We start from the raw sequence: 20,452 nt of genomic DNA on the forward strand, positions 1-20,452 counted from the left end.
CATCCTATCGGCCGCTGCCTGCGGCGGCAGGGGCTACAAAACCTGGCTCGCCAGGGCCCGGCAGCGCATTGGAGCTGCCATAAATCAGAGACTGCGGGTTGTTCTTGAATGCATCGGCCGTATCGCCCATGCGGCGCGCGGCCGAGCCCACGTCATGCATGGTGCGGCCCATCGCCGGCAAGGTGCTGCGGTTGAAGTTGTCGGCCGCGTCGCTCACCTTCTCGACCGCCTGGCCCATCTGGTCCACCACGCCGCCCTTGGCCGCCAGGCTGCCCACTGCCGTGCTCACGTCATTGGAGGTCTTCTGGATACCCGCCAGCGTCTTGCGCGTATCCTGCGCGATGGCAGGAAGGCTGGCGAGTGCAGGGTCGAGCTTGGTGTCGACCGTCACCATCAGGCGCTTGCTCAGCTGCTCCATGCTCTGCGCTGCCTGGCCCAGGCTCTTCATGCTGTCCACCAGCACCTGCTGGTTGTCCTCGCTGAGCAGGTCGTTGACCTTGCGCGTCGCGTCTTCCACCTGCTGCAAGATGATGGGCCCCTGCTCGGCAATCTGGCCAAACGGCGAGGGCTTGACGCGCAGGCGCGGAATGCCGTCGGGGCCGGGGGGCAGCGGCGTGGTCTCGGTGTTGTCGTCATCGAGCTGGATATGGGCCAGGCCCGTGACACCCTGGTAGCCCAGCATCGCGTAGGTGGTTTGCGTGATGGGCGCTTCCGCGTTGACCGCAATGATGATCAGCACCGTGCCGTCGCGGGCCGGGTCGAACTCTATCTTGGTCACACGGCCCACGGCCACCCCCTTGTAGCGCACCGCCGCCTGCGGCTGCAGGCCGCTGACGGTCTCGCGGGTGGACAGTTCATAGCGGATGTAGTTCGTGTTGTCCCGGCCCATCCACAGGCTCAGGAAGATGACCAGCGCCGTGAGCAAGACCACAAACAATCCAGCCGCCAGTGCGTGTGATTTGTTTTCCATAGCTATTCCTTCACCCCACCAAGCGCCACTGGAGCCATTGCACGGCGTCCACGCTCACCCAGGAAGAAATGTTCAATAAAGGGGTGCTTGAACTGCACCACATCGGCCGGTGTGCCCGAGACAATCACCTTTTTTTCGGCCAGCACCGCCACGCGGGTGGACAGTGCAAACAAGGTATCGAGGTCATGGGTGACCATGACCACGGTCAGCCCCAGCTCGGCATGCAGGTCCTTGAGCAGAGCGCAGAACTCGTCCGAGCTGTTGGGGTCGAGCCCGGCCGTGGGCTCGTCGAGCAGCAAGAGGGGCGGGTCCATGATCAGCGACCGGGCCAGCGCCACGCGCTTGATCATGCCGCCCGACAGGTCAGAGGGCATGCGGGTGGCATGCTCGGGCTTGAGGCCCACCATCTGCAGCTTGACCATCGCCGCATCATGCACCACGGATTTGGGCAGCGTGCCCTGCTCGCTGAGCGGAAACGCGATGTTCTCGAGCACATTGAAGGCCGAGAACAGCGCGCCCTGCTGGAACAGCATGCCGATGCGCGAGGCCGCGCCGCGCAGGCTCAGCTCCTTGACGGGCTGGCCCATCACCAGCACCTCGCCCTTGGCCGGGTGCAGCAGCCCCAGCATCTGGCGCAGCAGCACCGATTTGCCGGTGCCCGAGCCGCCCACCAGGGTCAGGATCTCGCCCCGATAAACCGTAAGGTCCAGGTCCTGGTGGATCGCAAAGGCCCTGTCGCCCTGGCCAAACACGGTCCAGAGCTTGCGGATATCGACCACTTTCTCATCGCTGGTCGGCGCGCTGGGGGGTTGGGAGATGGCATGGCTCATCGCTAGAACCCCACCTTGCGGAACGCGATCGCAAAGATCGCATCGAGCACGATCACGGCCGTGATCGAGATCACCACCGACGAGGTCGTGCCCCGGCCCAGGCTCTGGGTGTTGGGCTCGACCTCCAGCCCCCAGTGGCAGGCAATCAGCGCAATCGCCACCCCAAAGGTGACCGACTTGGCCAGCGCCAGGTAGAGGTTGGCAATATCGACCGCGCCGGGCATGGCCTGCAGAAAATAGGCGGGCGATACGCCCATCGCGGCATCGGCGGCCATCATGCCGCCCACCAACGCACAGACCGTGGTCCACATCGACACCAGTGGCATCGCCAGCGCCAGCGCCAGCGCGCGCGGCATTACCAGGCGGTAGCCCTGCGCAATGCCCATCACCTGCATCGCATCGAGTTCTTCGTTGACGCGCATCACGCCGATCTGTGCGGTAATGGCCGAGCCGGTACGGCCGGCCACCAAGATGGCGCCCAGCAAGGGGCCCAGCTCGCGCACCAGCGAGATGCCCAGAATATTGACGATGAAGGCATCGGCACCGAACTGGCGCAGCTGCAGCGACATCAGGTAGGCGAGCACCACGCCAATCAAAAAGCCCACCAGGGCCGTGATGGGCAGCGCGGTGGCCCCCATCGCATACAGATGGCCCGATACATCGCGCCAGGGGCCGCGCAGCGGGTTCTTGATGAGGCGCAGCACATCGAGCAACAGCTGCCCCACCATCTCGACCATGCTGCGCACATGGGCCATGAAGCCCAGCAGCACCAGGCCCAGCTGGATCAGCCAGCCCCACCAGTTGACCTTGGTCTCCGGCGGGCAGCCCATCGTCAGCGACGCGACCCGTTCGAGCATCTGGCGCTGCAGCTCGGTGGTGCGCAGCTGCGCGGGCCACTGCTGGCCCCAGTGGTCCCACAGGAGCTGCGCGCCCACATGGTCGAGCCACTGCACCTCACTGAGGTCCCAGCCCTGATCGGCGCTGGGCGCGGCGCCATCGAGCTGGCGGCGCAACTCGCGCCACATCGGGCGTTGGCCCAGCTCTGCCGCACCCCAGCGCCCACGCAGCTGCGCCCAGCGCTGCGTGCCGTCCTGAAGTTGCTGTAGATGAGGGGCTGTATCGTCCATGGGGTCCAAAAACAAAGCGTGTCGCCCTGCGCGCACGCCATTCGCACTATAGCCGGTCTGTCACCCAGGCGCACCCAGCGGGCTGGCGATCACAGCGCGTGCCGCTGTAGGAAGGCATCGCCGAGCCACGCTTGTGCGGCATCTACACCACGCTGGGCGGCCAAGGGCAGGCAGTAGGCGCGATGGGTGACAGGGCATTGGTTTTCCCGCTTGGCAAGCCCGGCATACTGCTCACAAACTTGCCGATTCGATGGACCGAGGGAGCCCCATACTCCCAATGAGAAAAAGACCGCACATGCAATCTGGAGACAACACAAGTTTCGACTACATCGTCATCGGGGGAGGCACGGCGGGCGCACTGCTGTGCAACCGCCTCAGCGCCAAAACCCACAACCGGGTGCTGCTGATCGAGGCGGGCCGGCGCGACGACTACCACTGGATCCACATCCCCGTGGGCTACCTGTACTGTATCGGCAACCCGCGCACCGACTGGCTGTACAAGACCGAGCCCGATGCCGGGCTCAACGGGCGCAGCCTGCTCTACCCGCGCGGCAAGACGCTGGGCGGCTGCTCCAGCATCAACGGCATGATCTACATGCGCGGCCAGTCGCGCGACTACGACCACTGGGCCGAGCTGACCGGCGACGCCCGCTGGCGCTGGAACGACACGGTGAACTACTTCAAGCGCCATGAAGACCACTGGCGCCTGGACCAGGAAGGCGAGACCAGCCCCAGCTTTGCGCAGTGGCATGGCAACCGCCGCACCGGCAGCACCGGCGAGTGGCGTGTCGAGAAGCAGCGCCTGCGCTGGGACATTCTGGATGCCTTTGCGCAAGCCGCCCAGCAAGCGGGCATCCCCGCCACCGAGGACTTCAACCGGGGCAGCAACGAAGGGGTGGGCTACTTCGAGGTCAACCAGAAAAACGGCTGGCGCTGGAACACCGCCAAGGCCTTTTTGCGCCCCACCTGCTACGGCCGCTCCAACTTCGAGATGTGGACCAATGCCCAGGTCTCGCGCCTAGTGCTGGAGCGCCAGGCCGGCGGCCAGCTCGCCTGCACCGGGGTGGAGGTCTGGACCGGCACCGAGATGACCATCGTCAAGGCCGACAAGGAGGTGGTGCTGAGCGCGGGCGCCATCAACTCGCCACAGATCCTGCAGCTGTCGGGCATCGGGCCCGGCGCCTTGCTGCAGCAGCATGGCATTGCCGTGCAGCATGACCTGCCCGGCGTCGGCGCCAATCTGCAGGACCACCTGCAGATCCGCTCGGTCTTCAAGATAGATGGCGCGCCCACCTTGAACGTGCTGGCCAGCAACCTCTGGGGCAAGGCCCAGATCGGGCTGGAATACCTGCTCAAGCGCAGCGGCCCGATGAGCATGGCGCCTTCGCAACTGGGCGCCTTCACCCGCAGCAGCGCCAGCCAGCCCCACCCCAATATCCAGTACCACGTGCAGCCGCTGTCGCTCGACGCCTTTGGCCAGCCGCTGCACAGCTTTCCTGCCTTCACCGCCAGCGTCTGCAACCTCAACCCCACGAGCCGCGGCACCGTGCAGATCAAGAGCGCGGATTTCCGCACTGCGCCGGCGATCGCACCCAACTACCTGTCCACCGCCGAGGACCGCCAGGTCGCAGCCGACAGCCTGCGCGTGACCCGCCGCATCGCCGCGCAGCCCGCGTTGGCCAAGTACCAGCCGGTAGAGTGGAAGCCCGGCGCGCAGTACCAAAGCGATGAGGATCTGGCGCGCCTGGCCGGCGATATCGCCACCACCATCTTCCACCCGGTGGGCACCACCAAGATGGGCGCCGACCACGACCCAATGGCCGTGCTCGACAGCGAGCTGCGCGTGCGCGGCGTGCGGGGCCTGCGCGTGGTCGATGCCGGCGCCATGCCCACGATCACCAGCGGCAACACCAACTCGCCAACCTTGATGCTGGCCGAGCGGGCCTCAGAGTGGATACGCGCCAGCCATGGGCCATGATGGTGCGCCGCAGAGTTTCAGCGCGGTTACAGCGCCCGCTGCGCTGACCCTGCCCTCTTCAAGGGCAATCAAGCGCCCAACACGCCCTGAAACGGCAGTTTTGTCTCATTTTTTGCCGTTATGGGGCGGCTGGGCGCAGGAAAGGGGCAGAAATCGGTCGCATCCTGCAATCTGCACCAAATCAGTTACCTTTGGGGTAAATCCCAATGCACCATGCAGGTGCGATGACCTATAGTAGAGGCACTCGAGGCACTGAAACAGTGCTCTGCGAGAGGACCGAGGAGACATCTCTACAATTCGAACATTTATAAAAAGCATCAATAAAAATGAGATGCTCCTTCAAAGCGCCTTCGGGCGCTTTTGTTTTTCTGGCGCCGCATTCGCCGCCGCCCGCCTCCACACCCGCCGGCCAGCCCATCACGGCCTGGCACCACCGCCCCTTCTGTTCCGCTGGCAGCGCTGCATTTAGCGGCTCTGGTACGGTGCTGCACCCCACGCGGCGATGCGACAATCTCGCCCCATGGAATGGATCTTCGTTACCTTCGCGTCGATGTTCGCGGGCTTTGTGGATGCGGTCGTCGGTGGTGGCGGCCTCATTTTGGTGCCCGCGCTGTTTGGCGCTTTCCCCTCTGCGCCGCCGGCCACCTTGCTGGGCACCAACAAGAGCGCCGGCGTCTGGGGCACCTTGATCTCGGCGCGCCAGTACGCCAAGCGGGTGGACATGCGCTGGGCCGCCATTGCACCGGCTGCAGGCGCAGGGTTTGTCGCCTCGCTGCTGGGGGCCTGGGCGGTCACCGTGGTCGACCCCAGCATGCTGCGCAAGGCCTTGCCGGTCATCCTGATTGCCGTGCTGGCCTACACCTTGTACAAAAAGCAGCTGGGCCAGACCCATGCGCCGCGCTACAGCGGCCGCGCCGAAGCCTGGGTGGCCTCGGCCATTGGGGCCACCATCGGCTTCTACGACGGCTTCTTTGGCCCGGGCACCGGCAGCTTCTTCGTCTTCCTGATGGTGCGCTGGCTGGGCTATGACTTCCTGAATGCCTCGGCCAGCGCCAAGATCCTCAACATCGCCACCAATATCGCGGCGCTGATCCTGTTCACCGCCAAGGGCCATGTCTGGTGGCACTTTGCGATTCCGCTGGCCGCAGCCAACATCCTGGGCAGCATGCTGGGCACCTGGATGGCCTTGAAAAAAGGCTCGGGCTTTGTGCGCGGCATGTTCATCGTCGTCGTGGCGGCACTGATCCTCAAGACCGGCTACGACGCGTTCTTGCGCTAGAAACCGGCACTCAGCGCGAAGGCTGCCTCGTTATTGCCCCGGCTCGGCGGCCGGCTTGAGCTGGATATCTTCGACCCTGCGCGGCGTGCCCATTGGCGCGCGGCCTTCACCTCGCTGCATTGCGGCCATGTCGGCCTCGCTGGGGTACTCGCCCAGCAGCCAGTAGTCCATGATGCGGCGGGCAATCGGCGCGGCCGAGCCGGCACCAAAACCCGCATTCTCGACAATCACGCCGACAGCGATCTTGGGGTCATCGGCCGGTGCAAAGGCGATGTACAGCGCATGGTCGCGCTGGCGCTCGGCCAGGCGCGCGGCGTTGTACTTTTCCTTCTGGCCGATGCTGATGGCCTGGGCCGTGCCGGTCTTGCCACCGGCCGTGTAGCGGGCCGTGCCAAAGGAGCCGCGCCCGGTGCCGCCCGTCACCACCGACACCATGCCGCGCTTGACGGCCTCGATATTGCTTTGCTTGTAACCCAGGTTCACGGGTGGGGGCTGCTCGATGGGGCGGCGCTCGCCGGTGACCGGGTCGATCAGCGAACGGCCCACATGCGGCACCCGGCTGTTGCCATTGTCCAGGATCGTGGCCAACGCATGGGTCAGCTGCAAGATGGTGAAGTTGTTGTAGCCCTGGCCAATGCCCAGCGAAATGGTCTCGCCCGCATACCAGCGCTTTTGCTCGGGGCGTTTGTAGGTGTCGCGCTTCCAGGTGGTGCTGGGCAGCACGCCGCGCACTTCACCGGGCAGGTCGATGCCGGTGATCTGGCCAAAGCCCAGCGGCTTCATGAAATCATGGATCGCATCGACCCCCATCTCATTGGCCAGCGTGTAGAAGTAGACATTGCTCGAGTGCTGGATCGCGCGGTTCAGATCGACCGGGCCCAGCGCATGGCCGGAGCGGAAGGTGTGGCCGCCAAAGGTCCAGCTTCCGCCGTCCTGGATGATGGTCGAGGGCGTGCGCTTGCCCGTCTCCAGCCCTGCCAGGCCCATGAAGGGCTTGTAGGTGGAGCCGGTGGGGTAGGTGCCGCGCATCGCGCGGTTGAGCAAGGGGCGGTCGATGGATTCGTTCAGCGCCTTCCAGCTTTCCTGGTCAATGCCTTCGACAAAGATATTGGGGTCGTACGTGGGCTTGCTGACCATGGCCAGCAGCTCGCCACTGCGCGGGTCGATCGCCACGGCCACGCCCCGGCGGTCGCCATACAGGTCTTCGACCATCTTCTGCAGCTTGATGTCCACCGACAGCACGACGCTCTCGCCGGGGGTGGCCGGGGAGCTGTCGAGCTTGCGCACCGCATGGCCGCCGGCCGAGGTCTCCATGCGCTCCACGCCGGTGTGGCCATGCAGCTCCTTTTCGTAGCTGGCTTCGACACCGGTCTTGCCGATGTACTCGGTGCCCCGGTAGTTGGCCGCTTCGTCGGAGTCGTCGATGCGCTCCTTCTCGCGCTGGTTGATGCGGCCGATATAGCCGATCAGGTGGGCACCGGTCTCGCCCATCGGGTAGGAGCGAAACAGCCGCGCCTTCACATCCACGCCGGGAAAACGGTAGCGCTGGGCGGCGAACTTGGCCACTTCCTGGTCGGTCAGGCGCGAGCGGATCGGCAGCGAGTCGAAATTGCGCGAATCCTCGCGCAGGCGCTTGAAGCGGCGCCGGTCGCGCGGCGTGATCTCGATCAGCTGGGACAGCGCATCGATGGTCTCTTCCACATCACCGACCTTGTAGGGCGTGATCTCCAGCGTGTAGGCCGAGTAGTTGGTGGCCAGCAGCACGCCATTGCGGTCATAGATCTGGCCACGGTTGGGCACGATGGGCACCACCGCCGTGCGGTTGCTCTCGGCCTGTGCCAGCAGGTCATCATGGCGTTCGACCTGCAGCACATACAGGCGCGAGAGCAGAATGCCAAAGCACAGCACCACCACCAGACCGATGACGATCACCCGCAGCCGAAAGCGGCTGAAGGCGCGGTCTGAATTCTGGATCTCGGTCATGGTCTGCGCAAACGCCCCCGCTTACAAAGGGCGGTTTTCGTCATCGTCGGGCGGCTGGCGCTGGGGCAGCTGCAGCAGCCAGCTCACCAGCGGCCACAGCACCACGCACCACAGGCCGGGCGTCAAAAAGCCCCAGCCCGGAAAACTGCCGCGCAGCAACATGCGCAGCAGCATCAGCACCACGTCGGACGCGAGGAACAGCGGCATCACCTGCACCGCCTGGGCCATCACGCTCAGCCAGGTGATGCGCTGGCGCAGCAGCGCCACGCCATACAGCACGGCCGAATACACCAGCGCATGCAAACCCAGCAGGGACGACTGGTGCACATCCATGCACAGGCCCAGCACAAAGGCCCAGCCCATGCCGATCTTGCCGGGCTCGTGCACGCCCCAGTACACCAGCACCAGCAGCAGCACATCAGGCAGCCACAGCGCGCGGCCCAGCGGCAGCATATTGATCATCAGCCCCAGCACCAGGGTCAGCGCAATAAAGCCCGGGGGGACAGGGAGCAGCAAGGGCTGCCCACGCGGCATGATCATGGCTGCATTCCTGGTGTGGGGTTCATCGTAGCGGGCATCATCCGCGCTTGCCCTTGCGGGGGGTGGAGGCCGGGCCTTCCTGGGTCTTGGTCTCCACCGGCGGGCGCGGAGGCAGCGCGTCTTCGGGCAGCGGGTTGATCACCATCACAAACTGCGTGCCGAACATCTGCGCCAGCGGCTCGCAGTAAACGCGCGAGAAAGGCGAATCGGCACGGCGCTCGATCTTGACGATGCGCGCCACCGGCAGGCCCGGCGCATAGACGCCATCCACACCGCTGGTGGTGAGCAGATCGCCTTCCTGGATATCGGCATTGCTGGGCATGAAGCGCAGCTCCATGCCGCCGCCATAGGCATTGGTCGGGTCGCCATAGGCCACGGCCCGCGCGCCGGTGCGCGGGTTGAGCACGGGGATGGCCTGCTCCCGGTCGGTGAGCAAGGTCACCTCGGCCGACATCGGAAACACCCGGGTCACCTGGCCGAGCACGCCCATCTCGTCCATCACCGGCGAGCCGCGCGCAATGCCGGCGACCTCGCCCTTGTCGATCACGACGCGGCGGTTGAAGGCGTCCGCCGTCTCGTACACCACCTGGGCAGCGCGCCCCTCGGTCTTGAGGCGGGGCACCAGGTTGAGCAGCTGGCGCAGGCGCTGGTTCTCGTGGTCCAGGGTCTCGACCAGGTTGGCGCGATGCGTCAGCGCGATGGCGTTTTTCTCGGCCACTATGGCCGCTGCCTGCGCGGTGTGCAGGTCTTCAAAATACCTGGCGCCGCCCTGGGCCAGCAACACCGGCTGCAGCATCACCCACTGCATCGGGAACAGCACCGTGGCGACGACCTTGCGCAGCGGCTCGGTGAGCTTGAAGCGAACGTCGGCCACCATCAGGAACACGGCCAGCGCCACGCACAGCGCCAGGCGCACATTGGCGCTGGGCCCCTGGGGTCGGAAGGTCGGTATACCGCCGGAGAAGACGTTGCGTGCCATGCGGTGGCCTCAGCAGAACCGGGCCCTGCGCGCTGCGCCTGGTCCGGGCGCGTGCCGCCCCGCCGCTCGGCGGTCAGCACGGTGGACAAGGGACATGAGCAGGGACATCAGAGAAAAGCGAAAAAGCAGAAGCGGGCGCATGGCGGCGGCGGGCCCATCAGCCAGACCTTGTGCACACTGCCAGTGGCAAGCGGGCCACAAAACGCAATGGCGGGCCGGCAGCGGGCTATGGGTTGCATAGTCGCTGACGCTCGCCATTATTGCGTATCCGCGCGGAGGGCGCCCGGGTTATTCGCTGGTGAAGATGGTCACGCCCTTGCGGTCGAGCGTATCGAGGGCGATACCGCAGCCGCGCACCACGCAGGTCAGTGGCTCCTCGGCCACCAGCACCGGCAGACCGGTTTCCTCGGCCAGCAGGCGGTCCAGGTCGCGCAGCAAGGCGCCGCCACCGGTCAGCATCATGCCGCGGTCGGCAATATCGGCCCCCAGCTCGGGCGGCGTTTGCTCCAGCGCGTTCTTCACGGCAGAGACGATTTGGTTCAGCGGCTCGGTCAGGGCTTCCAGCACCTCGTTGGAGCTGATGGTGAAGCTGCGCGGCACGCCTTCGGAGAGGTTGCGGCCCTTGACTTCGATTTCCTTGACTTCGGAGCCCGGGAACGCCGAACCAATGCTCTTCTTGATCAGCTCGGCCGTGGGCTCGCCGATCATCATGCCGTAGTTGCGGCGGATGTAGTTGATGATGGATTCGTCGAATTTGTCACCGCCCACGCGGACACTGCCCTTGTAGACCATGCCGCCCAGCGAGATCACGCCCACTTCGGTGGTACCGCCACCAATGTCGACCACCATCGAGCCCGAGGCCTCGGACACCGGCAGGCCGGCGCCGATACCAGCAGCCATCGGCTCTTCGATCAGCTCCACCTGGGTGGCACCAGCCTTGAGCGCAGCATCCTTGATCGCGCGGCGCTCGACCTGGGTCGAGCCGCAGGGCACGCAGATGATGATGCGCGGGCTGGGCGAGAGCAAGGTGCGGGGGTGCACCATCTTGATGAACTGCTTGATCATCTGCTCGGTGATCAGGAAGTCGGCAATCACACCGTCCTTCATCGGGCGGATGGCTTCGATATTGCCGGGCACCTTGCCCAGCATGGCCTTGGCTTCGCGGCCTACGGCCTGGATGACCTTGCGGCCATGGGTGCCACCTTCATGGCGAATCGCAACCACGGAGGGCTCATCGAGCACAATCCCTTTGTCGCGTGCAAAAATCAAGGTGTTGGCCGTGCCCAGGTCGATGGCCAGGTCGGTGGAAAAGTAGCGACGGAACGCTCCGAACATGCAAGTTTCCTCTAGGGCATGGAACGCGCTTCGGCGCTCCATCGCCCTTCATTGGTGTGTGGTGAGATGACAGAAGGGTTTTTGATGCGCAATGACCGACGTTGCCGCGTTATTGCGTCAAAGACGGGATAATACCCCATCCCCTGTGAATAACTTACAGGGCAACGCTTTCCGGCCCCGTTTTTTTACGACTGGTTTACATACGACTATCTATGGCCCTGACAAAAGATGACATTGCCCGCATCGCCAACCTGGCGCGGCTCGAATTATCCGGCTCCGAGAGTGAGCGCATGCTCTCGCAGATGAATAACTTTTTCGGCATTGTGGAGAAGATGCAGGCTGTGGATACCTCCGGTGTCATGCCCCTGTCACACCCCGTGGCCGCGATCCAGGAAATCAGCCTGCGCCTGCGCGATGACGTCATCAGCGAACCCAATAACCGGGAGGCCAACCAGCGCAGTGCCCCTGCCGTGGAAAAAGGCTATTTCCTGGTGCCCAAGGTGATTGAGTAATTCACAGCATCTTCAGGCCTGGCGGGCCGGGCAAACACCGGCCCCCGGCCGGGGTGGCAGCCCAGGCTTGCAGCCCGCCCCTGAGACCGGCGCCCCGCGCCCCTTCCCATTCACCGAGATCGCCAAGATCGCGAGATTTGCATGAGCATCCCTACCGAATTGCATGACTTGAGCGTGGCCCAGCTGGCTGCCAAGCTCAAAAGCCGCGAAGTGTCCTCCGTCGAGGCCGCCCAGCACTTTCTGGCCCGCGCCAAGACCCACCAGGATCTGGGTGCCTACATCCACATCAATGAAGACGTGACGCTGGCCCAGGCCCGCGCTGCCGATGCCGCCATTGCAGCGGGCACGGCCGGCAAGCTCGCCGGTGTGCCGATGGGCCACAAGGACCTGTTCGTCACCCAGGACTTCCCGACCACTGCGGGCAGCAAGATGCTGGCCGGCTACCAGTCGCCGTTTGACGCCACCATGGTGACCAAGCTGGCAGCTGCTGGCGCGGTCACGCTGGGCAAGCTGAACATGGACGAGTTCGCCATGGGCTCGGCCAACGAGAACAGCGCCATCAGCCCGGTGCGCAACCCCTGGGACACCAGCCGGGTTCCCGGCGGCTCGTCCGGCGGCTCGGCAGCAGCGGTGGCCGCGCGCCTGGCGCCTGCGGCGACCGGCAGCGATACCGGCGGCTCGATCCGCCAGCCTGCGTCGTTCTGCGGCATCACCGGCATCAAGCCCACCTATGGGCGCGCCAGCCGCTACGGCATGATCGCCTTCGCCTCCAGCCTGGACCAGGCCGGCCCGATGGCGCGCACCGCCGAAGACTGCGCGCTGCTGCTGAGCGAAATGTGCGGCCCCGACCTGGACCGAGACTCCACGAGCCTGGACCACCCGGCCGAAGACTTCACGCTGCACCTCAACGACTCGCTGGCCGGCCTGCGCATTGGCGTGCCCGCCGAGTTCTTTGGCGATGGCCTGAGCAGCGATGTGCGCGCCGCCGTCGATGGGGCTTTGAAGGAGTACGAAAAGCTGGGCGCCAAGCTGGTGCCCATCAGCCTGCCGCGCACCGAGCTGTCCATCCCCGTCTACTACATCATCGCCCCGGCCGAGGCCTCGTCCAACCTCTCGCGCTTTGATGGCGTGAAGTTTGGCCACCGCGCCAAGGACTACAGCGACCTGGTGGACATGTACAAGAAGACCCGCGCCGAAGGCTTTGGCGACGAGGTCAAGCGCCGCATCATGACCGGTGCCTATGTGCTCTCGCACGGCTACTACGACGCCTACTACCTGCAGGCGCAAAAGATCCGCCGCATGATTGCCGACGACTTCCAGACCGCCTTCCAGGACTGCGACCTGATTGCCGGCCCCGCTGCGCCCACCGTGGCCTGGGCACTGGGCGGCAAGAGCGACCCGCTTGCCAACTACCTGGCCGACATCTACACGCTGCCCGCGTCGCTGGCCGGCCTGCCTGGCCTGAGCGTTCCCGCCGGCTTTGGCGAAGGCGGCATGCCCGTGGGGCTGCAGCTGATCGGCAACTATTTTGGTGAAGCCAAGCTCCTGAACGCCGCCCACCAGCTGCAGCAAGCCACCGACCACCACCTGCGCCAGCCCACCGGCATCGCGAAGTAACGCAGGGAGGAAAACAGAACATGACCGAAACAAGCATCAAGCTCATCAACGGCTACGAAGTGGTGATTGGCTTTGAAACCCACACCCAGCTGGCCGCCAACAGCAAGATCTTCAGCCGCGCCAGCACCGCCTTTGGCGCCGAGCCCAACACCCAGGCCTGCGCCGTAGACCTGGCCCTGCCCGGCACCCTGCCGGTGATGAACAAGAAGGCCGTCGAATGCGCCATCAAGCTCGGCCTGGCGCTGGGCAGCACGATTGCGCCCGTCAGCATCTTTGCACGCAAGAACTACTTCTACCCCGACCTGCCCAAGGGCTACCAGATCTCGCAGTTCGAGATCCCGGTGGTGCAAGGCGGTGAGGTGAGCTTCTTTGTCGGCGACCAGAAAAAGACCGTGCGCCTGGTGCGCGCCCACCTCGAAGAAGACGCGGGCAAATCGGTGCACGACGAGTTCATCGGCCAATCGGGTATTGACCTGAACCGCGCCGGCACGCCGCTGCTGGAGATCGTCACCGAGCCCGACATGGGCAGCACCGCCGAGGCCGTGGCCTACGCCAAGGAACTGCACAAGATCGTCACCTGGATCGGCATCTGCGACGGCAATATGCAGGAAGGCTCGTTCCGCTGCGATGCCAACGTGTCCGTGCGCAAGCCCGGCCAGCCGCTGGGCACCCGCCGCGAGATCAAGAACCTGAACTCGTTCAAGAACATGCAGATCGCCATCGATTACGAAATCCGCTGGCAGATCGAAGAGATCGAAGATGGCCGCGCGATCCAGCAGGCCACCGTGCTGTTCAACCCCGACACCGGCGAGACCCGTGCCATGCGCACCAAGGAAGACGCGGCCGATTACCGCTACTTCCCCGATCCGGACCTGCCGCCGCTGGTGGTCGCCGACAGCTGGGTGCAGGCCGTCAAGGCCGAGATGCCCGAGCTGCCGCGCCAGCGCGCCGACCGCTTTGTGGCCGACTACGGCCTGCCCGAGTACGACGCCACCACCCTGACCCAAAGCCAGGCCATGGCCGACTACTTTGAAGCCGCTGCCAAGGCCAGCGGTCAGCCCAAGCTGGCCAGCAACTGGGTGATGGGTGAGATCTCGCGCCGCCTGAACATGGAAGAGATCGGCATGGACCAGGTCAAGGTCAGCGCCGCGCAGCTGGGCACCTTGATCGACCGCATCCACGGCAATGTCATCAGCAACAACAGCGCCAAGCAGGTGTTTGAAGCGCTGTGGAGCGGCGAAGGCACCGACGTCGACGCTGTCATCGACGCCAAGGACTTGAAGCAATCCAACGACACCGGCGCGCTCGAAGCCATCATCGACGAGGTGATCGCCGCCAACCCCGGCAATGTCGAGCAGTACAAGGCCGGCAAGGACAAGGCCTTCAACGCACTGGTCGGCCAGGTGATGAAGGCTTCCAAGGGCAAGGCCAACCCGGGCCAGGTCAATGAGTTGCTGAAGGCCAAGCTGGCCTGATCTCCCCGCCACCGCTGACAGCAAGAAGCCTCCAGCAATGGAGGCTTTTTTACGGGCTTGCCAGGCATGCACCCTGGCTGACCCTCCTGGTTATCGCGCGTTGGCGACTACCAGTTGCTCAGGCCAACGCGGCCTTCAGCGCTGCTGCTGGGAGCGGTCTTGCTGACCAGGCTGCTTGTGCTGCGGCGACTGCTGCTGGTGTTGCTGCTCTTTGGGCGAGCCGGGCTTCTGGCCCGATTGCTGCTGGTTCACCTGGTTGGGATTGCGTTGGCTGTTTGGCTGATTCATAGCGTTAGCTCCTTCAAGATGATGACCGGGCGACATGCCCTGCCATGGCTCTATGGTCGCGCTGCAGCCGAACGGCCGGTGTAGGAATTGACGCGCCGCCTGCATCGAGACGTTTCTCGGTGCACATTTTGCAAAGCCGCTTGGTGCATTCCAGGCGGTAAGCAACGCAGGGCCGCCTACATTCCTTTTCCGTCCTTCACAGAAATACAAGCGAGGCTTTACTCCCAGCGGTCGGCCATATCTTCGGTATAGCCCATCACCAGGATGCGCTGGGTTTGCAGCAGCGCTGGCAAGGCTTGCCAGCCCGCATGGGCCAGCAGCGCCTCATCACCCGTGGCATACAGCGCCCGCAAATCCTCCACCAGCGCCTGGGCCTGCACGGCACCGGGCGGCTGCACGCGAGCCAGTGCCATCCAGGCGGCGCCCATGGCCAACAGCTGGTAGCCATGCTGCTCGGCCAGATGCTGGTGGATGGCGTGGTTTTGAAAGCTGTCCCAGTCTGCGCTGAAATAGCCATTGGGTTGGCCAGCAATCAGCGGATCGCCTTGGGCCAACGGCAGGCGCTGGATATAGACGACGTCATCGAGCAGCAGATCAGGCGCGCGATTCGCGGCCAGCAGTGCGTCGAGATCGCTGGCGCTTACCGCCAGGCTGCCGCAGACATCGGCCCAGCGTTGCGGGCCCTGGCGCAGCTGGCGCGCGCGGTGCTGCAGCGCCTGCAGATCCCAGGCCGCCTCCTGCACTGGGTCGTCCCAGTCCATATCCGGCGGGCTGGCCAGGTAGAGCCGGTCATCCTGGCTGGCATGGCCGCTGGTGTAGCTGCCCTGCTGGATATCGTCCAAGGTGCACAGATAGCGGTGCGCGGGGGCTGCGGCGCGCAGCGCTTCGACATGCGCCAGCAAGGCGGTCAGGCTGCCAACTTCTTCGATCCATTGGTAGGCAAAGCTGTAGTTGGTGCGGGGGTACGGCGGGCTGGGCTGCGCGAAGAATCCGGTGTTCATGGAGGTCTGCTGGCTGGGGGATGGAAAGCGCCAGTATCGCCGCGCATGCCCTGCCGCGCCCACAAAAAAGCCCGCATCGTGCGGGCTTTGGCGCAGGGTTCAGAAGATCAGCACATCTGTGCGTTGTCCGGCGTCCTGGGCTCGGTGCCCAGTTGGCGCCGGTTGCACTTGCACTGCTGCTGCGAGTACTTGGCCTCGCGCAACGGCTGGCCCTGTTGCAGCGGCCAAGGCTGCTGCTTGGTCATCGGCAATGGCAGTTGTTGCATGGGGTGCTCCGTGTGGTCTTCGTGGGCCGCGCTGTCGCAGCCTACTTCTGCGAGGACTGCTTGCGGTCCTGCTGGCCCGGTTGCTGCTGCTTCGGGGATTGCTGCTGTTGCTGCTGCTCCTTTTTCTGGGCAGGGTGCTGTCCGGACTGTTGGTGGTTCTGCTGGTTCATGGCGTTTACTCCTTCAGTGTCAGGTTGGCGGCAGGGACAAACGCCTGCCGTAAGGACATGGTGCCGCTGCAGGGTGGCGCTGGCTGTAGGAGTTTTGGAGATTCGTTTGGCTTTACGTAAACAGGCCGGCGGATTTGCAAAATTTCTTTACAAAACAGCGCTGTAGGCCAGCCAATAACTATCGGATGGCCCTGCACTTTTATCGTCCACTATCCACGTTGACAATGGGCCGCCCGGGCCGCGTGTGCTTGCCTTTGAACAGGTTCTTAGGCCTCAGTCCTCGCTGGGTTGCTCGAGGCGCTTTTGGGGCTGAAAGTCGACCAAGGTCTGGCCCTCGTTGTCGATCACCAGGGCTGGCAGGTTCAAGCCGGTGCTCAGGTAAAAACCGCCGGGCCAGGCCTGGGCCGCCAGGTGCTCGCCGTCAAACAGCAACTGCGGCATCTCGCGCGTGGACTTGCGCCACACCACTTGCAGGCTGTGCGCATCGACGATCTGCAGCACCACCTCGGCGGCGGTGGTAGGGGTCTCGTCGTAGCGCATCAGCACCCGGTCCGCATTGCGGGCCAGCACCTCGCCTCTGAACTGCACCGGTACGCTGGCCACCGCGGCAATCTGGGTAATGCCCGCGTCGCGCAGCGCCTGGCGGCTGACGACAAAACCATCGCTGACCGGCTGGTAGAGCTTGGGGGCGGCGCGCACCTGCTTGTCGGCGCTGGAGTGCACGCTCAGCCGTGGCCAGCGCTCAAACTCGCCTGGCCTAACTTTTTGCGCAAACTGCAGCAAGATCATCGGCATGCCGTACTGGGCCACGTCGGTGTCAAAGTCGGCATAGTCGATGCGCGAGGCCGTCTGCGGGTACTGTGCCCAGGGGCGCTGCTGCCAGCGCTGCAGCCGCTCGGCCCAGGGGTAGAGCTCGCCACTGGCCCAGTACAGCGCATAGCGGTCGCCGGTATTGCTGGTCACATCCAAGAGGCCCGGCTCGCGCAGCTCGCCAAACGCATATTTGGACACGCCTGTGCCCAGCTCGGCCGCAAAGCGCTGGCGCAGCGCGGCATCCATCGGCGCAAACGCGGTCTGCGCCGGCTCGCGCAGCCACCAGTGCCGGTCATTGAGCAGCAGCGACAGCTGGCCATGGGCCTCGCTGCGCAAGCGCGCCGGCTGGCGCAGCTGGGCGCGCGGCAGCACAATGCGCTGGGGCTCGCCCAGCAGCTGCTTGGCCTGCAGGTCGTTGTCCAGCAGCACAAACACATCGTCCTGCGCGGTGCTGTGCTTCATCACCCGCAGCATGCGCAGGCTGCCGTCCTCCCCTTGGTAGATGGCCGAGGCGGCCACATCGCCCAGCTCCTCGGCCTTGTCTGCACCCGATTGCAGCAGCTTGACCGTCGCGGGCACCAGCAGCGGCAGCACAAAAAAGAACAGAAAGCCCAGGCCCATCGGAAGATAAAAACGCCGAGGAATGCTCACTGCGCAGCTCCTGCGGCCGCAGCCCCAAAGTCCTGCAGCACCTCGCCGTCATCGCCAATCAGCAGCGCGGGCTGGCGCATGTCGTTGAGCAGCAAAAAGCCGGCGCTGACGGCCTGGCCGGTGACATACATGCCGCCTTCGCGCTGGCCCAGTGCGGGCAACTGGTCGATGGTGCGGCTCCACACCACCTGCTCGCTGGCCTTGTCCAGCAGCTGGATCACGCGCCCCTCCTGCCGCAGCGGCGTGGGGTTGTAGGCCAGCAGCAGGCGGCGCGCGTTCTCGGCCATCACATCGGCATGGAAGCGCGGCACCGCCGGCTGCACCACCTTGATGCGCAGCAGGCCCCGGTCCTTGGTGGCATAGGGGCGGGTCGAGAAGCCATCGCCAATGGCCACATAGCTGCGCGGCGATGTCTGCACCTCGCGGCTGTCGCTGGGCTGCAGGTCGTAATAGCCAAAGTAGGCGGGCTGGCCGGGCTCGTGCCGCCACCAGGACTGCACCAGCACGGCGCGGTTCTCCTCGCCGGTCGGGCGGGGCAGCGATTCATAGCGGTAGAAGGCGATCTCCTGGCGGTAGCCGGCCTGGGCCTTTTCGTAGAGGCTGCTGCTGTCGGCCGCCGGCCAGATCTGGCCGATCAGCCAGTACACCAGGTATTTGCTGCCGCTGCGGCTGGTGACCTCCAGGCTGTCGGGCCGGTCGCGGCCCTTGGGCGCTACGCCCACGATGCCCTCGCCCAGCTGCGCGGCAAATTTCTCACTGAGCTGGGGCAGCAGATCGACAAAGCGCAGGCTCGCCAGATCCAGCCGCCAAAAGCCGCGTTCCCGCAAAAATAGGTAGAGCTGGCCGTCCGAGAAAAACTGCAGCTCGGCCCGCCCGGAGCTGCCGGCCCAGGGCATGGCCATGCGCTGGGGCTCGCCCAGGCTGGCGCCGGTGGCCGCATCACGGACCAGCACGCGGTAGACCACATCGCCCTGCTCGCGGTTTTCAAACAGCTGCACGAGCAGGCGCTGGCCGTTGCGCTCGATCAGCGTCGTCGCCTCGCTGCGGCCCAGTGCCAGCTGCGGTGCCTTGTCTTGCCAGGCAGTGGGCAGCTTCAGCTGGAGCCCGGGTTGCAGCCGGGGCAGCCACCAGGGGATGGACACCAGCATGGCCACCGCCACCGCCAGCCAGGGCAGGTGCTGGCGCAACCGCGCCCCGTTTGGCGCCCCTGGCGCGGCCTGACCAGCCGCGAAGGACTGGCCCTGCAGCTGCTCCAGCCGGAACTGCGCGCCGCACTGCAGGCAGGCAAAGCGGTCGCGCGCACCTGCGCTGCGGCAGTTCGCTGCGCCGCAGCGCGGGCAATACGGGGATGACAGAGAGGACGATGGGGGCCAGGCGGGCATAAGCCAGCGATGATAAACCGAGGGCACAGAAGCGGAGGCAGCCGCTTTGCAAACGAAGCTGGGTGCCGCTGGGGCGGCGACTCCCAGGTGTCAGCCATGCGGCGCGGCTTGGCGGCCCAGCCGCTAACATCCAAGGTTTTGAACCTGCTGCGCCCTGCCCCATGACCACCACTGCATCCCCCGCTGTTGCCAACGACATCCCCGCCTACACCGTGGATGAGCCCGCCAACCAGATCTTCGGCCTCGGCATGGCCATGGCCGAGGCCTTCTTGCTCAAGGGCGAGGCGATCGGCAATGAGCGCGCCCGGGTGCGCATGCCCTACCAGAAGCAATACACCAACAGCCGGGGCGACATGCATGGCGGCGCCATCGCCACCTTGCTCGATGTGGGCCTGTCCTGCGCAGCTCGCGCGCATGATCCGTTGCGCTATGGCGTCATCACCGTGGACCTGACCATTCATTACATTGCGCCGGGCAGTGGCGATGTGGTCTGCACGGCCGTTTGCGAAAAGCGCGGCAAGAGCCTGTCCTTTGTGCGCGGCGAGCTGCATGACGATGCCGGCAACCTGTTGGGCCTGGCCACCGGCACCTTCAAGCTGGTCGATAAACAAAAAATCTAAGCCTGCAAAAAACCGGCAGATATGGCATGCTGGCGGTCTTATTGCTCACTTTTTGACCATGACGACGCGCCAATCCACCCATGCCATCCATCCCCAGTTTCTGGACCGTTTCTCGCCCCGCGCCTTCTCGGGCAAGGCGCTGACGCACAAGGACATCGAGACCATTGTGGAAGGCGCACGCTGGGCCCCTTCGGCCAGCAACAAGCAGCCCTGGCACTTTGCCTATTCGATCAACGGCGATGCCAACTGGCAGGCGTTTTCCACCATTCCCAACGAGTTCAACCGCCGCTGGTGCCTGAACGCCGGCGCCTTGCTGGTGGTGCTGTCGAACAAGGACGAGTCTCCCGCGCCCAGCTTTGACACCGGTTGCGCCTGGGGCTACCTGGCCCTGCAAGCCCATGCGATGGGCCTGGCCACCCACGCCATGGGCGGCATCGAGCGCGATGCCGCACGCGCCGTGCTCAAGCTCGGCGACAACTGGCAGGTCGAATGCCTGGTCGCCATTGGCGAGCGCGGCGACAAGTCCAGCCTGCCCGCCGACCTGGCCGAGCGCGAGACGCCCTCGCCGCGCAAGGCGCTGTCGGAAATCTTGACCGCAGGCCCCCTGGCTTAAACACCCGCACCCAGCAACGCAAA

The 20,452-nt window shown here is 65.1% G+C and carries 20 protein-coding genes; 7 read left to right on the forward strand and 13 right to left on the reverse strand.

Annotated elements, in window-relative coordinates; all coding sequences use genetic code 11:
- Window positions 1-4 precede the first annotated feature (4 nt).
- From N4T19_RS14965 to N4T19_RS14975, 3 genes are read right to left on the reverse strand one after another with little or no spacing between them, the layout of a single operon-like run.
- Window positions 5-970, reverse strand: a complete 966-nt coding sequence (locus N4T19_RS14965; RefSeq protein ID WP_182344031.1) for an MlaD family protein — start codon at window positions 968-970, stop codon at window positions 5-7.
- Between the two features lie 2 nt (window positions 971-972).
- Window positions 973-1,800, reverse strand: a complete 828-nt coding sequence (locus N4T19_RS14970) for an ABC transporter ATP-binding protein (RefSeq protein WP_116926804.1) — start codon at window positions 1,798-1,800, stop codon at window positions 973-975.
- 2 nt (window positions 1,801-1,802) lie between these two features.
- Window positions 1,803-2,927 (reverse strand): MlaE family ABC transporter permease, encoded by a 1,125-nt coding sequence (locus tag N4T19_RS14975; RefSeq protein WP_116926803.1) that lies wholly within the window; start codon window positions 2,925-2,927, stop codon window positions 1,803-1,805.
- 295 nt (window positions 2,928-3,222) lie between these two features.
- Between N4T19_RS14975 and N4T19_RS14980 the strand changes: the two genes are divergently transcribed.
- Together N4T19_RS14980 and N4T19_RS14985 are read left to right on the forward strand one after the other, a co-directional pair.
- Window positions 3,223-4,905, forward strand: a complete 1,683-nt coding sequence (locus N4T19_RS14980) for a GMC family oxidoreductase (RefSeq protein WP_116926802.1) — start codon at window positions 3,223-3,225, stop codon at window positions 4,903-4,905.
- A 520-nt stretch (window positions 4,906-5,425) separates the two neighbouring features.
- Entirely contained in the window at window positions 5,426-6,184 is a 759-nt protein-coding gene (locus N4T19_RS14985; protein WP_260718438.1) for a sulfite exporter TauE/SafE family protein, read from the forward strand.
- Between the two features lie 30 nt (window positions 6,185-6,214).
- Here the strand turns inward: N4T19_RS14985 and mrdA are convergent, their stop codons facing one another.
- The 4 genes from mrdA to N4T19_RS15005 form a co-directional block, all read right to left on the reverse strand.
- Window positions 6,215-8,167, reverse strand: a complete 1,953-nt coding sequence (gene mrdA / locus N4T19_RS14990; protein WP_116926800.1) for a penicillin-binding protein 2 — start codon at window positions 8,165-8,167, stop codon at window positions 6,215-6,217.
- A 21-nt stretch (window positions 8,168-8,188) separates the two neighbouring features.
- On the reverse strand, window positions 8,189-8,707 hold the full coding sequence (gene mreD, locus N4T19_RS14995) for a rod shape-determining protein MreD (RefSeq protein ID WP_116926799.1): 519 nt from the start codon (window positions 8,705-8,707) through the stop codon (window positions 8,189-8,191).
- Between the two features lie 37 nt (window positions 8,708-8,744).
- Window positions 8,745-9,686: a rod shape-determining protein MreC gene (gene mreC / locus N4T19_RS15000; RefSeq protein ID WP_260718439.1), complete on the reverse strand. Its 942-nt coding sequence runs from the start codon at window positions 9,684-9,686 to the stop codon at window positions 8,745-8,747.
- A 288-nt stretch (window positions 9,687-9,974) separates the two neighbouring features.
- The gene (locus N4T19_RS15005) at window positions 9,975-11,021 is read right to left on the reverse strand and encodes a rod shape-determining protein (RefSeq protein WP_021026802.1); all 1,047 of its coding nucleotides are present in this window, start codon (window positions 11,019-11,021) and stop codon (window positions 9,975-9,977) included.
- 212 nt (window positions 11,022-11,233) lie between these two features.
- Between N4T19_RS15005 and gatC the strand changes: the two genes are divergently transcribed.
- From gatC to gatB, 3 genes are all read left to right on the forward strand, one after another.
- Window positions 11,234-11,533, forward strand: a complete 300-nt coding sequence (gatC, locus tag N4T19_RS15010) for an Asp-tRNA(Asn)/Glu-tRNA(Gln) amidotransferase subunit GatC (RefSeq protein ID WP_116926797.1) — start codon at window positions 11,234-11,236, stop codon at window positions 11,531-11,533.
- A 141-nt stretch (window positions 11,534-11,674) separates the two neighbouring features.
- Window positions 11,675-13,150, forward strand: a complete 1,476-nt coding sequence (gatA, locus tag N4T19_RS15015) for an Asp-tRNA(Asn)/Glu-tRNA(Gln) amidotransferase subunit GatA (protein WP_182344038.1) — start codon at window positions 11,675-11,677, stop codon at window positions 13,148-13,150.
- 20 nt (window positions 13,151-13,170) lie between these two features.
- Window positions 13,171-14,625, forward strand: a complete 1,455-nt coding sequence (gene gatB, locus N4T19_RS15020; protein ID WP_116926795.1) for an Asp-tRNA(Asn)/Glu-tRNA(Gln) amidotransferase subunit GatB — start codon at window positions 13,171-13,173, stop codon at window positions 14,623-14,625.
- Window positions 14,626-14,760: 135 nt separating this feature from the next.
- Here the strand turns inward: gatB and N4T19_RS15025 are convergent, their stop codons facing one another.
- From N4T19_RS15025 to N4T19_RS15050, 6 genes are all read right to left on the reverse strand, one after another.
- On the reverse strand, window positions 14,761-14,913 hold the full coding sequence (locus N4T19_RS15025) for a transcription initiation factor TFIID subunit D10 (protein WP_116926794.1): 153 nt from the start codon (window positions 14,911-14,913) through the stop codon (window positions 14,761-14,763).
- A gap of 218 nt (window positions 14,914-15,131) precedes the next feature.
- Window positions 15,132-15,914: a hypothetical protein gene (locus N4T19_RS15030; RefSeq protein WP_260718440.1), complete on the reverse strand. Its 783-nt coding sequence runs from the start codon at window positions 15,912-15,914 to the stop codon at window positions 15,132-15,134.
- A gap of 107 nt (window positions 15,915-16,021) precedes the next feature.
- On the reverse strand, window positions 16,022-16,180 hold the full coding sequence (locus N4T19_RS15035) for a hypothetical protein (protein ID WP_260718441.1): 159 nt from the start codon (window positions 16,178-16,180) through the stop codon (window positions 16,022-16,024).
- Between the two features lie 41 nt (window positions 16,181-16,221).
- A complete protein-coding gene (locus N4T19_RS15040; RefSeq protein WP_116926792.1) occupies window positions 16,222-16,350 on the reverse strand; it encodes a transcription initiation factor TFIID subunit D10 in 129 nt (42 codons plus the stop codon).
- A gap of 273 nt (window positions 16,351-16,623) precedes the next feature.
- Window positions 16,624-17,814: a hypothetical protein gene (locus N4T19_RS15045; RefSeq protein WP_260718442.1), complete on the reverse strand. Its 1,191-nt coding sequence runs from the start codon at window positions 17,812-17,814 to the stop codon at window positions 16,624-16,626.
- Complete coding sequence (locus N4T19_RS15050) at window positions 17,811-19,196, reverse strand: hypothetical protein (protein ID WP_260718443.1); 1,386 nt, start codon at window positions 19,194-19,196, stop codon at window positions 17,811-17,813. Before N4T19_RS15050 ends, N4T19_RS15045 begins: the two co-directional genes overlap by 4 nt.
- Window positions 19,197-19,357: 161 nt before the next feature.
- On the opposite strand from N4T19_RS15050, the gene N4T19_RS15055 reads away from it, so the two are divergent.
- A complete protein-coding gene (locus N4T19_RS15055) occupies window positions 19,358-19,816 on the forward strand; it encodes a PaaI family thioesterase (protein WP_116926789.1) in 459 nt (152 codons plus the stop codon).
- 58 nt (window positions 19,817-19,874) lie between these two features.
- Window positions 19,875-20,429 carry a nitroreductase family protein gene (locus N4T19_RS15060; RefSeq protein WP_182344045.1) on the forward strand — a complete coding sequence of 185 codons (555 nt, stop codon included), beginning with the start codon at window positions 19,875-19,877 and terminating at the stop codon, window positions 20,427-20,429.
- The last annotated feature ends 23 nt before the right edge of the window (window positions 20,430-20,452 follow it).

Origin of the sequence: Comamonas squillarum (assembly GCF_025309455.1) — a bacterium.
In the GTDB taxonomy this organism is placed as follows: domain Bacteria; phylum Pseudomonadota; class Gammaproteobacteria; order Burkholderiales; family Burkholderiaceae_C; genus Comamonas; species Comamonas squillarum.

Coding starts and splice junctions, on each gene's coding strand:
- N4T19_RS14965 (WP_182344031.1), bottom strand. CDS start 970: ATGGAAAACAAATCACACGCACTGGCGGCTGGATTGTTTGTGGTCTTG.
- N4T19_RS14970 (WP_116926804.1), bottom strand. CDS start 1,800: ATGAGCCATGCCATCTCCCAACCCCCCAGCGCGCCGACCAGCGATGAG.
- N4T19_RS14975 (WP_116926803.1), bottom strand. CDS start 2,927: ATGGACGATACAGCCCCTCATCTACAGCAACTTCAGGACGGCACGCAG.
- N4T19_RS14980 (WP_116926802.1), top strand. CDS start 3,223: ATGCAATCTGGAGACAACACAAGTTTCGACTACATCGTCATCGGGGGA.
- N4T19_RS14985 (WP_260718438.1), top strand. CDS start 5,426: ATGGAATGGATCTTCGTTACCTTCGCGTCGATGTTCGCGGGCTTTGTG.
- mrdA (WP_116926800.1), bottom strand. CDS start 8,167: ATGACCGAGATCCAGAATTCAGACCGCGCCTTCAGCCGCTTTCGGCTG.
- mreD (WP_116926799.1), bottom strand. CDS start 8,707: ATGATCATGCCGCGTGGGCAGCCCTTGCTGCTCCCTGTCCCCCCGGGC.
- mreC (WP_260718439.1), bottom strand. CDS start 9,686: ATGGCACGCAACGTCTTCTCCGGCGGTATACCGACCTTCCGACCCCAG.
- N4T19_RS15005 (WP_021026802.1), bottom strand. CDS start 11,021: ATGTTCGGAGCGTTCCGTCGCTACTTTTCCACCGACCTGGCCATCGAC.
- gatC (WP_116926797.1), top strand. CDS start 11,234: ATGGCCCTGACAAAAGATGACATTGCCCGCATCGCCAACCTGGCGCGG.
- gatA (WP_182344038.1), top strand. CDS start 11,675: ATGAGCATCCCTACCGAATTGCATGACTTGAGCGTGGCCCAGCTGGCT.
- gatB (WP_116926795.1), top strand. CDS start 13,171: ATGACCGAAACAAGCATCAAGCTCATCAACGGCTACGAAGTGGTGATT.
- N4T19_RS15025 (WP_116926794.1), bottom strand. CDS start 14,913: ATGAATCAGCCAAACAGCCAACGCAATCCCAACCAGGTGAACCAGCAG.
- N4T19_RS15030 (WP_260718440.1), bottom strand. CDS start 15,914: ATGAACACCGGATTCTTCGCGCAGCCCAGCCCGCCGTACCCCCGCACC.
- N4T19_RS15035 (WP_260718441.1), bottom strand. CDS start 16,180: ATGCAACAACTGCCATTGCCGATGACCAAGCAGCAGCCTTGGCCGCTG.
- N4T19_RS15040 (WP_116926792.1), bottom strand. CDS start 16,350: ATGAACCAGCAGAACCACCAACAGTCCGGACAGCACCCTGCCCAGAAA.
- N4T19_RS15050 (WP_260718443.1), bottom strand. CDS start 19,196: ATGCCCGCCTGGCCCCCATCGTCCTCTCTGTCATCCCCGTATTGCCCG.
- N4T19_RS15055 (WP_116926789.1), top strand. CDS start 19,358: ATGACCACCACTGCATCCCCCGCTGTTGCCAACGACATCCCCGCCTAC.
- N4T19_RS15060 (WP_182344045.1), top strand. CDS start 19,875: ATGACGACGCGCCAATCCACCCATGCCATCCATCCCCAGTTTCTGGAC.